This is a genomic window from Acinetobacter sp. UBA3132 (assembly GCF_002364825.1).
In the GTDB taxonomy this organism is placed as follows: Bacteria; Pseudomonadota; Gammaproteobacteria; order Pseudomonadales; family Moraxellaceae; genus Acinetobacter; species Acinetobacter schindleri.
The window spans coordinates 1-7,788 of record NZ_DEZM01000070.1; the positions used below are offsets into that span (position 1 = coordinate 1).

Annotated in this window: 8 protein-coding genes and 2 pseudogenes; all 10 read left to right on the forward strand. The window is 43.8% G+C overall.

Annotated elements, in window-relative coordinates; translation table 11 throughout:
- Nucleotides 1–342: pseudogene (locus tag B4033_RS03135) on the forward strand (nucleotidyltransferase family protein); the annotation flags it as partial.
- An 85-nt stretch (nt 343–427) separates the two neighbouring features.
- Complete coding sequence (rsmG, locus tag B4033_RS03140; protein ID WP_286832044.1) at nt 428–1,060, forward strand: 16S rRNA (guanine(527)-N(7))-methyltransferase RsmG; 633 nt, start codon at nt 428–430, stop codon at nt 1,058–1,060.
- Nucleotides 1,061–1,085: 25 nt separating this feature from the next.
- Nucleotides 1,086–1,868 carry a ParA family protein gene (locus B4033_RS03145; RefSeq protein WP_004815561.1) on the forward strand — a complete coding sequence of 261 codons (783 nt, stop codon included), beginning with the start codon at nt 1,086–1,088 and terminating at the stop codon, nt 1,866–1,868.
- Nucleotides 1,865–2,752 carry a ParB/RepB/Spo0J family partition protein gene (locus B4033_RS03150; RefSeq protein ID WP_004815563.1) on the forward strand — a complete coding sequence of 296 codons (888 nt, stop codon included), beginning with the start codon at nt 1,865–1,867 and terminating at the stop codon, nt 2,750–2,752. The genes B4033_RS03145 and B4033_RS03150 overlap by 4 nt, the downstream gene beginning before the upstream one ends.
- Before the next feature lie 29 nt (nt 2,753–2,781).
- Nucleotides 2,782–3,420: a MotA/TolQ/ExbB proton channel family protein gene (locus B4033_RS03155; protein ID WP_286832047.1), complete on the forward strand. Its 639-nt coding sequence runs from the start codon at nt 2,782–2,784 to the stop codon at nt 3,418–3,420.
- An 8-nt stretch (nt 3,421–3,428) separates the two neighbouring features.
- A complete protein-coding gene (locus tag B4033_RS03160; protein ID WP_286832049.1) occupies nt 3,429–3,851 on the forward strand; it encodes an ExbD/TolR family protein in 423 nt (140 codons plus the stop codon).
- Entirely contained in the window at nt 3,851–5,578 is a 1,728-nt protein-coding gene (gene msbA, locus B4033_RS03165) for a lipid A export permease/ATP-binding protein MsbA (protein ID WP_004815568.1), read from the forward strand. The genes B4033_RS03160 and msbA overlap by 1 nt, the downstream gene beginning before the upstream one ends.
- A gap of 2 nt (nt 5,579–5,580) precedes the next feature.
- Nucleotides 5,581–6,585: a tetraacyldisaccharide 4'-kinase gene (lpxK, locus tag B4033_RS03170; protein WP_286832052.1), complete on the forward strand. Its 1,005-nt coding sequence runs from the start codon at nt 5,581–5,583 to the stop codon at nt 6,583–6,585.
- A 12-nt stretch (nt 6,586–6,597) separates the two neighbouring features.
- The gene (gene kdsB / locus B4033_RS03175; protein ID WP_286832054.1) at nt 6,598–7,359 is read left to right on the forward strand and encodes a 3-deoxy-manno-octulosonate cytidylyltransferase; all 762 of its coding nucleotides are present in this window, start codon (nt 6,598–6,600) and stop codon (nt 7,357–7,359) included.
- A gap of 14 nt (nt 7,360–7,373) precedes the next feature.
- Nucleotides 7,374–7,788 (forward strand): annotated as a pseudogene (locus B4033_RS03180) (DNA polymerase III subunit delta'); the annotation flags it as partial.

The following is a 7,788-nucleotide window of genomic DNA, read 5'->3' on the forward strand; positions in this document are numbered from 1 at the left end:
TTATTGACAGTGGAGCTGGGTGAAAACCTGGCACATCTGGTGTTGGTGCAAAATCCACCTCAGCACCCACAAGGTGATTTTAGCATGGCTGAAGGTAAAGCTTATACCTTTGATCAGCAAGTCGGAGGTGAGAACCTGACTTTTAGTGGTGTATCCGTACTTGATCCGAAGATGTTCCAAGTCTTAGAGACTGGCAAACGTCCTTTGGCTCCGTTGCTAAAAGCAGCAATGCAGAATCAGCAGGTTGCAGCTTCTAAACTGGCAGGCATTTGGGTTGACGTAGGAACCCCAGAGCGTTTGGCTGCACTGGATGCTGAAATTCGTGAAGGGAAATATGCTTAAGTGAATATTCACTAAGCACTCCCTACTGTGCCAATATAGAGAAAGCGTTATACTTTCTTCTAATTTTTTCGAGCGTTAATTGTTTATGCATACGTTTTTTCAGGAATTAAAGCAGGGTAGCCAGGCTTTAGGTTTAGCATTGAGTGAGGAAACTTTAAATTTATTACTCAAGTACCAGGACGCTTTGGTGCTGTGGAATAAGGCATACAATCTGACTGCCATTCGTGATCCGAAAGAAATGCTGGTCAAGCATCTACTCGACAGTTTAAGTATTTTAAAGGACTTGCCTGCGGGCAGATTGCTGGATATCGGCACAGGTGGTGGTATGCCGGGCATGATCATTGCTTTATGTCAGCCTGAGCGTGAATGTGTATTGCTGGACTCAAACGGTAAAAAAATTCGTTTCCTCAAGCAGTTTATTGCTGACCTGAAGCTAAAAAATGTGATTGCGGTGCAAACACGCGTTGAAAATGAAGACAGTATTAATGAACTCGGTCAATTTGATGTGATTACCAGTCGTGCCTTTGCATCATTGACCGATTTTGTAGACGCATCAAAACCTTATATGCATGAGCAAAGTATTATTGCTTCCATGAAAGGTCTGATTCCACAAGATGAAGTTAGTGCTTTAAAAGATGAATTCAGTTGTGAGATTATTGAACTAAAAGTTCCGCGCTTAGACGAACAACGTCATTTACTTTTATTAAAACGTATTTAAGATTTTCAAAGGAATTGGGGTCAACATGGCACAAATTATTGCGATTGCAAACCAGAAGGGTGGCGTTGGCAAAACCACAACCGCAGTAAATTTGGCGGCATCTCTCGCAGTATTAAAAAAACGTGTGCTGCTTGTGGATATGGATTCACAAGGTAATGCTACGATGGGCTCGGGCATTCAGAAAAATGATTTACTTTATTCAGTAACGGATGTGTTGCTTGGTGAAGTGCCGATTGAAACGGCAATTACCAAGGCGGAAGTTGGATATAAAGTATTAGGCGCCAACCGTGATCTGGCTGGTGTAGAGCTGGCAATTGCCGAACAGGAAGGCCGTGAATTTATTCTGCGTGATGCCCTGCAGGAAATTGAAAAATCATTTGATTATATTATTGTAGATTGTGCACCAAGTTTAAGCCTGATTACCGTGAATGCCTTAGCTGCCGTGGATGGCGTAATTATTCCAATGCAATGTGAGTATTATGCATTAGAAGGATTGGCTGATTTGACTCAGACCATTGACCGGATTCAGCAGGCTTTAAATCCTGATCTACAAATCGTGGGTGTATTACGTACCATGTATGATGCGCGTAATGCACTGACACGTGATGTCTCTGAAGAATTACAACAATATTTTGGCAAGAAACTTTACGATACCGTGATTCCACGTAATATCCGTCTGGCTGAAGCACCAGCACATGGTTTGCCAGTGATTTATTTTGAAAAAAGTTCTAAGGGTGCAGTTGCTTACCTCAATCTGGCGGCTGAAATGTTAAAGAAAAGCAAAGTGAAAAAAGGAAGTAAAGCATGACCGTGAAGAAACGTGGACTCGCCAAAGGTCGTGGTTTGGATGCATTACTGGGGTCAATTCAAAAAGAAAAATTACAGCTTGAAGCACAAGGTCTGGATCATGGTCAGCTGAAGCAGATTGATGTGAATCTGTTGAAACGTGGTGAATACCAGCCACGTCGCTATATCAATGAACAGGATTTGCAGGAACTGGCTGCTTCAATTGAGAAGCATGGCATCATGCAGCCGATCGTCATCCGTCCGGTAGATGATGAACGCCATCCTTATGAAATTATTGCGGGTGAGCGTCGCTGGCGTGCAGCACAATTGGCAGGTCTTACAGAAGTTCCTGCGATTGTGCGTGATCTGAATGATCAGGTGGCAATTGCGCTGGCTTTGATCGAAAATATCCAGCGTCAGGATCTGAATCCAATTGATCAGGCAATGGCGCTGCAACGTTTCCATGAAGAATTTGGTCTGAGCCATCAGGAAATTGCCGATACTGTAGGCAAGGCGCGTACGACAGTCAGTAATTTACTGCGTTTGCTGACCTTGGCTGAAGAGGTCAAAGACTTTATGCAGCAAGGGCTGCTTGATATGGGGCATGCCCGTGCGATCCTGACTTTGAAAGCCAAAGACCAGCTGAAAGTGGCTGAAATGGTAATTGAGAAGAGCCTGTCCGTACGCCAGACTGAGCAATTAGTGCGTGATTTTAATACTCCAAAACAGGATAAACCAAAGCCAGTCGTAGCGCCGGATATTCAACAACTGACACAACGTCTGTCAGAACGTTTTAGTGCAGAAGTAAAAATTGATTATAACAAGCAGGGCAAAGGCAAACTGGTCATTAGCTATCATTCATTGGAAGAGCTAGACGGTATCCTTTCGATCCTGGATGACGAATAAAACTTGATTCTTGATTGGGGATAAATCAGATGTGGGAATTGGTAAAAGCAGGTGGGTGGCTGATGCTACCCCTCGTATTATGTTCGATTTTCATGGTAGCCATCTCATTAGAGCGATTTATTCGCCTGAAAAAGAGCTTGATATTACCTAAAGCGCTTTTGATGGGTCCCGGGCAAAATGCCAATCAGGTGATGCAAAAACTAAATGTAGATAAATCCCTGCAAGGGAGTACATTAGGCCGTGTTTTTGCAGCAGGTGCTGCCAGCCAGCAACAGACCGAGCAATATGCACGTGCCCAGATGGAAGTCGTTGCTTCGCAGGAAATTGGTTATCTGGAAAGAAATATTAATTTTTTAGGAACTTTAAGTGCAGTTGCACCTTTGCTGGGTTTGCTCGGTACAGTGATCGGAATTATTGAATCTTTTCTTATGATTGACGTGGGTACTACCAGCGATCCAGTGCTGATGATGCCGGGGATTTCCAAGGCGTTAATTACGACAGCTGCCGGGATGCTGATCGCGATCCCTGCCTTATTTGCACATCGTTATTTCCAGCGTCTGGTACAGGAATATGTAGCTGAGCTGGAGCAGCAGGCGACTTTATTTCATGCTGACCTGTTTTATTCGCATGCTTCAGAAGCGGATGAAATTCTTCAGAAGGCGAGCTGAGGTGAGTCATGAAATTCAAACGCAATCAGGTTGAAGATGTTCATATCAACCTCACTCCGATGATTGACTGTCTGTTATTTATCTTGGTATTTCTATTGCTTTCTACGACTTTCAGTCAACTCAGCCGTGTGAATTTGACCTTGCCAGACGCGCAAGGAGTTCCACCGAAAAACTTTGATCAAAAGGTTGAAGTCACTGTGGATGCAAATGGGCACTATGCAGTGAATGGGCAGTCATTGGCGAGCAAAGAAGTGGCTGATTTAAATACCGCAATTAAACAGATTTCTAACGAACGACGTGATTTAATGTTCGTGATTGCTGCTGATGCAAAAGCAGCACATCAGGATGTGATTCGCGTTATGGATGTTGCAGGGCAACTTGGCTTTGTGAACATCAACATCAGTACGAAAGTACCTACCCGAGGTTATTAGTGAAGCAAGATTTAAAAGTCTATTTACGTCTTCTCAGTTATTTAAAACAATTTTGGGGATTGGCCTTACTGGTTATCCTGGGTTTCGCCATCAATGCTGCAACAGAAGTCTCTGTTGCCAAGTTGCTGGAATATATTATTGAAGCGATTCAGACTCGTGATCAGGGTTTTACGACGATCTTCCCGTTTCTGGTGGTCTTGCTGATCTTTTTCCGCGGTGTAGGTTTGTTTTTGGGTGGCTATTTTACTGCAGTCATTTCCCGAAATCTGGTCTTTAATATTCGTCAGGAAGTCTTTGCCAAGCTGATGCGTCTGCCTTCGCAATATTTTCTGGATAATACCAGTGGTCACATTACTGCTAAAATTATGTATAACGTTGAGCAGTTGACTGCTGCCTCAAGTGATTCACTTAAGGTGATTGTGCAGCAAGGTCTGATCACAATCGCGCTGATTGGTTATCTGCTTTATACAAACTGGCGTTTAACGTTAATTATTCTGATTTTTGCACCGATCATTGGTCTGCTTATTCGCAAAGCTGCACAGCGTATGCGTAAGCTGTCCAAGCAAGTGCAGAACACCATGGGTGATGTGAACCATGTGGTACAGGAGTCTGTAAATGCCAATATGGTGGTAAAAGCTTTTGGCGGTCAAACGTACGAGCAGGAACGATTTAGAAAGCACTCTCTAGAAAACTTGCGTCGTGGCTTGAAAATGGTTGTAGTGAAAGAGCTCAATAGCCCGATCGTACAGCTTATTATGTCTATTGCGTTGAGTATTGTCATGTTTCTGGCTTTGCGCCCGGAAATCTTGCGTGATACGACTGCAGGTGAATTTGTTGCTTATATTACCGTGGCAGGCATGTTGTCCAAACCGATCAAGGCACTCACTGAAGTCAATGAAAAAATTCAGCGTGGTATGGCGGCAGCTTATTCAGTGTTTGAATTACTGGATATGCCGGAAGAAAAAAATGCAGGTACTTTTAAAGATACTTTAAAAGGCAATATCCAGCTGAAAAATGTGAATTTGACTTATTCTGATGGGTATCAGGCATTAACCGATCTGAATCTTGATGTAAAAGCCGGACAAACAGTGGCATTAGTAGGTCGCTCAGGTGCAGGTAAAACTTCACTGGTAAACCTTTTAATGCGTTATCAGGAAGCAAGCTCCGGTCAAATCCTGTTTGATGGCAAAGACATTAAAGATTTTGAGCTGAATGCTCTGCGTACCCAGATCTCGATGGTAAACCAGCAGGTGGTGCTATTTAACCGTACCGTGCGTGAAAACATTGCTTATGGTCAGTTGGAAGATGCTGCAGAAGAAGATATTATTGCCGCGGCTAAAGCTGCTTATGCCCATGACTTTATTATGGCTTTGCCAAATGGTTATGATACTGAGCTGGGCGCACAAGGTCTGAATCTGTCTGGCGGTCAGCGCCAGCGTATTGCGATTGCGCGTGCTATTCTGAAAAATGCACCAATTTTAATTCTGGATGAAGCAACCAGTGCGCTGGATAATGAATCTGAATACTTTATTCAGCGTGCTTTTGATGCGGCAATGCAGGATCGTACCACTATCGTTATTGCTCACCGTTTATCAACGATTGAAAATGCCGACAGTATTGTCGTCATGGATCAAGGTCGCATTCTGGAGCAGGGGACCCACCAGGAATTGATCAACCGCAAGGGTGCTTATTACCAGTTGCATCAACGCAACTTCGAGGAACAATAAGTATGTCACTGGCACAGGTCATTCAGGATGCCTGGAATACACAGGCTAAATGGCTGATTGTATTTCGACCATTGTCCTGGCTGTACCAGATCGGATTTAGCTTAAATAAAGCCTTATATGATAAAGGTTTTAAAGCAAGTTATACCGCACCTGTACCTGTGATGGTGATTGGTAATATTACTGTGGGTGGGAGTGGGAAAACTCCATTACTGATCCATTTGGTTGAATATCTAGAAAAACAAAATGTCCGGGTTGGCGTGATCAGCCGGGGTTATGGAGGTAAAGGTCCATTTCCTTGCTATGTCGATACGCAGGCGACCGCAGAAAGTGTGGGGGATGAACCCGCACTGATTGTCCAGTCGACGGGTGTACCGATGGCTGTTGGTCCTAATCGTCAGCAGAGTATAGAGCTGCTATTGTCCAAACATAATCTGGATTTGATTATTTGTGATGATGGTTTACAGCACTGGGCTTTGAATCGTCAGATTGAGTGGATTGTGCTGGATAATAATCGTGGTCTGGGCAATCAGAAACTTCTGCCTGAAGGTTATTTACGTGAGCCAGTTGAACGTCTAAAAACCGGTACTGTAATTGAGCATACGGCTCATCCGCAATCTGACTTGCATATGCATTTGGCTCCCTCACAGCCGTATTTACTCAATCGGGCAGGGTTGCAGACTTTTGATCCGAACTTACCTTTTTATGCCGTCGTCGGGATTGGTTTTCCACAGCGTTTCTATCAGACCTTGGAAAGCCTGGGTATTCAGCAATTCCAGTGCCATGAATTTCCGGATCATCATGACTATGAAATTGAAGATCTGCAGTTTGAAGATAATTATCCGATCATTACCACTGAGAAAGATGCAGTAAAGATTATGACTTTACTCAAACAGAATCCGGCATTTAATCGTGATATCTGGGTGGTGCCTGTTGAGGCAATATTATCGCCAGCCTGTTATGCGATCTTGCAGCAACAACTTGGTGAATACGGTATTTCTATTTCTTAAGGTTTATTCATTATGAAACACATTGTCATTCCTGCACGCTTTGCCAGCTCACGTCTGCCGGGTAAACCTTTATTAGAGATTCATGGTCGTCCAATGATTCTGCGTGTGGTCGATCAGGCGCGTAAAGTAAAAGGTTTTGATGATCTATGTGTAGCGACAGATGATGAACGTATTGCAGCCGTATGTCGTGCTGAAGGTGTGGATGTTGTCATTACTTCACCTGATCATCCATCGGGAACCGACCGCCTAAGTGAAGTAGCAAAAATTAAAGGTTGGGCAAGTGATGATATTATCGTTAATGTCCAAGGTGATGAGCCGTTATTACCTGCGCAACTGGTTCAGCAGGTGGCTCAGCTACTGGTCGATCAGCCAGAATCGTCTATGTCGACACTTTGTGAGTCGATTCATCAGCTTGAAGAATTTCAGCGTGACAGTATCGTGAAAGTGGTGATGTCAAAGCACAATCAGGCGCTGTATTTTAGCCGTGCAACGATTCCTTATGACCGTGATGGAGCAAAACAAGCTGAGCAGAAACTGCATGATCAGGCTTATCGCCATTTGGGTCTGTATGCTTATCGGGTGAAGTTGCTTCAGGAATATGTAACCTGGGAAATGGGCATTCTGGAAAAGCTGGAATCTTTAGAGCAGTTGCGTGTGCTGGAAAATGGTCACCGTATTGCCATCTCTGTTGCTGAAGTGAGTTTGCCCCCTGGTGTAGATACCCAGCAGGATCTGGATCGTCTGAACCAGCTTGATCCATCTGTATTCGCCTAATTTGAGAATTTAGCATGCCGCTTGATGCCACCGCACAAATTTATCCTTGGCAACAACAAGTCTGGGATACGCTTACTGGGCGTTTTCCCCAGCTTGGGCATGGACTACTGTTTTATGGCAAAAAGGGTTGTGGTAAGGAAGCTTTTACCCAGCAATTTCTAGCATGGGTATTATGTCAAAATCGTCATATGCGCAATTTGCCATGTGGTGAATGTGGCAGTTGTCAGTGGCTTAAAGCAGATACTCATCCCAATTATGTTTATATCAGTACCGATGAAGAAAACAAAAAACAGAATGCCAAAATCAAGATTGAAAAGATCCGGGATTTATTGCCATTTGTGCAGCAAACTGTTGATGGTTGGCGTGTTATTGTCATAGAACCCGCTGAAGCACTGAATATTGCCTCTTCCAATGCTTTGCTGAAAACCC

Excerpts from the sequence above, each read along its gene's own strand:
- B4033_RS03155 (WP_286832047.1), top strand. The coding sequence starts at position 2,782 with ATGTGGGAATTGGTAAAAGCAGGTGGGTGGCTGATGCTACCCCTCGTA.
- lpxK (WP_286832052.1), top strand. The coding sequence starts at position 5,581 with ATGTCACTGGCACAGGTCATTCAGGATGCCTGGAATACACAGGCTAAA.
- B4033_RS03150 (WP_004815563.1), top strand. The coding sequence starts at position 1,865 with ATGACCGTGAAGAAACGTGGACTCGCCAAAGGTCGTGGTTTGGATGCA.
- B4033_RS03145 (WP_004815561.1), top strand. The coding sequence starts at position 1,086 with ATGGCACAAATTATTGCGATTGCAAACCAGAAGGGTGGCGTTGGCAAA.
- B4033_RS03160 (WP_286832049.1), top strand. The coding sequence starts at position 3,429 with ATGAAATTCAAACGCAATCAGGTTGAAGATGTTCATATCAACCTCACT.
- kdsB (WP_286832054.1), top strand. The coding sequence starts at position 6,598 with ATGAAACACATTGTCATTCCTGCACGCTTTGCCAGCTCACGTCTGCCG.
- rsmG (WP_286832044.1), top strand. The coding sequence starts at position 428 with ATGCATACGTTTTTTCAGGAATTAAAGCAGGGTAGCCAGGCTTTAGGT.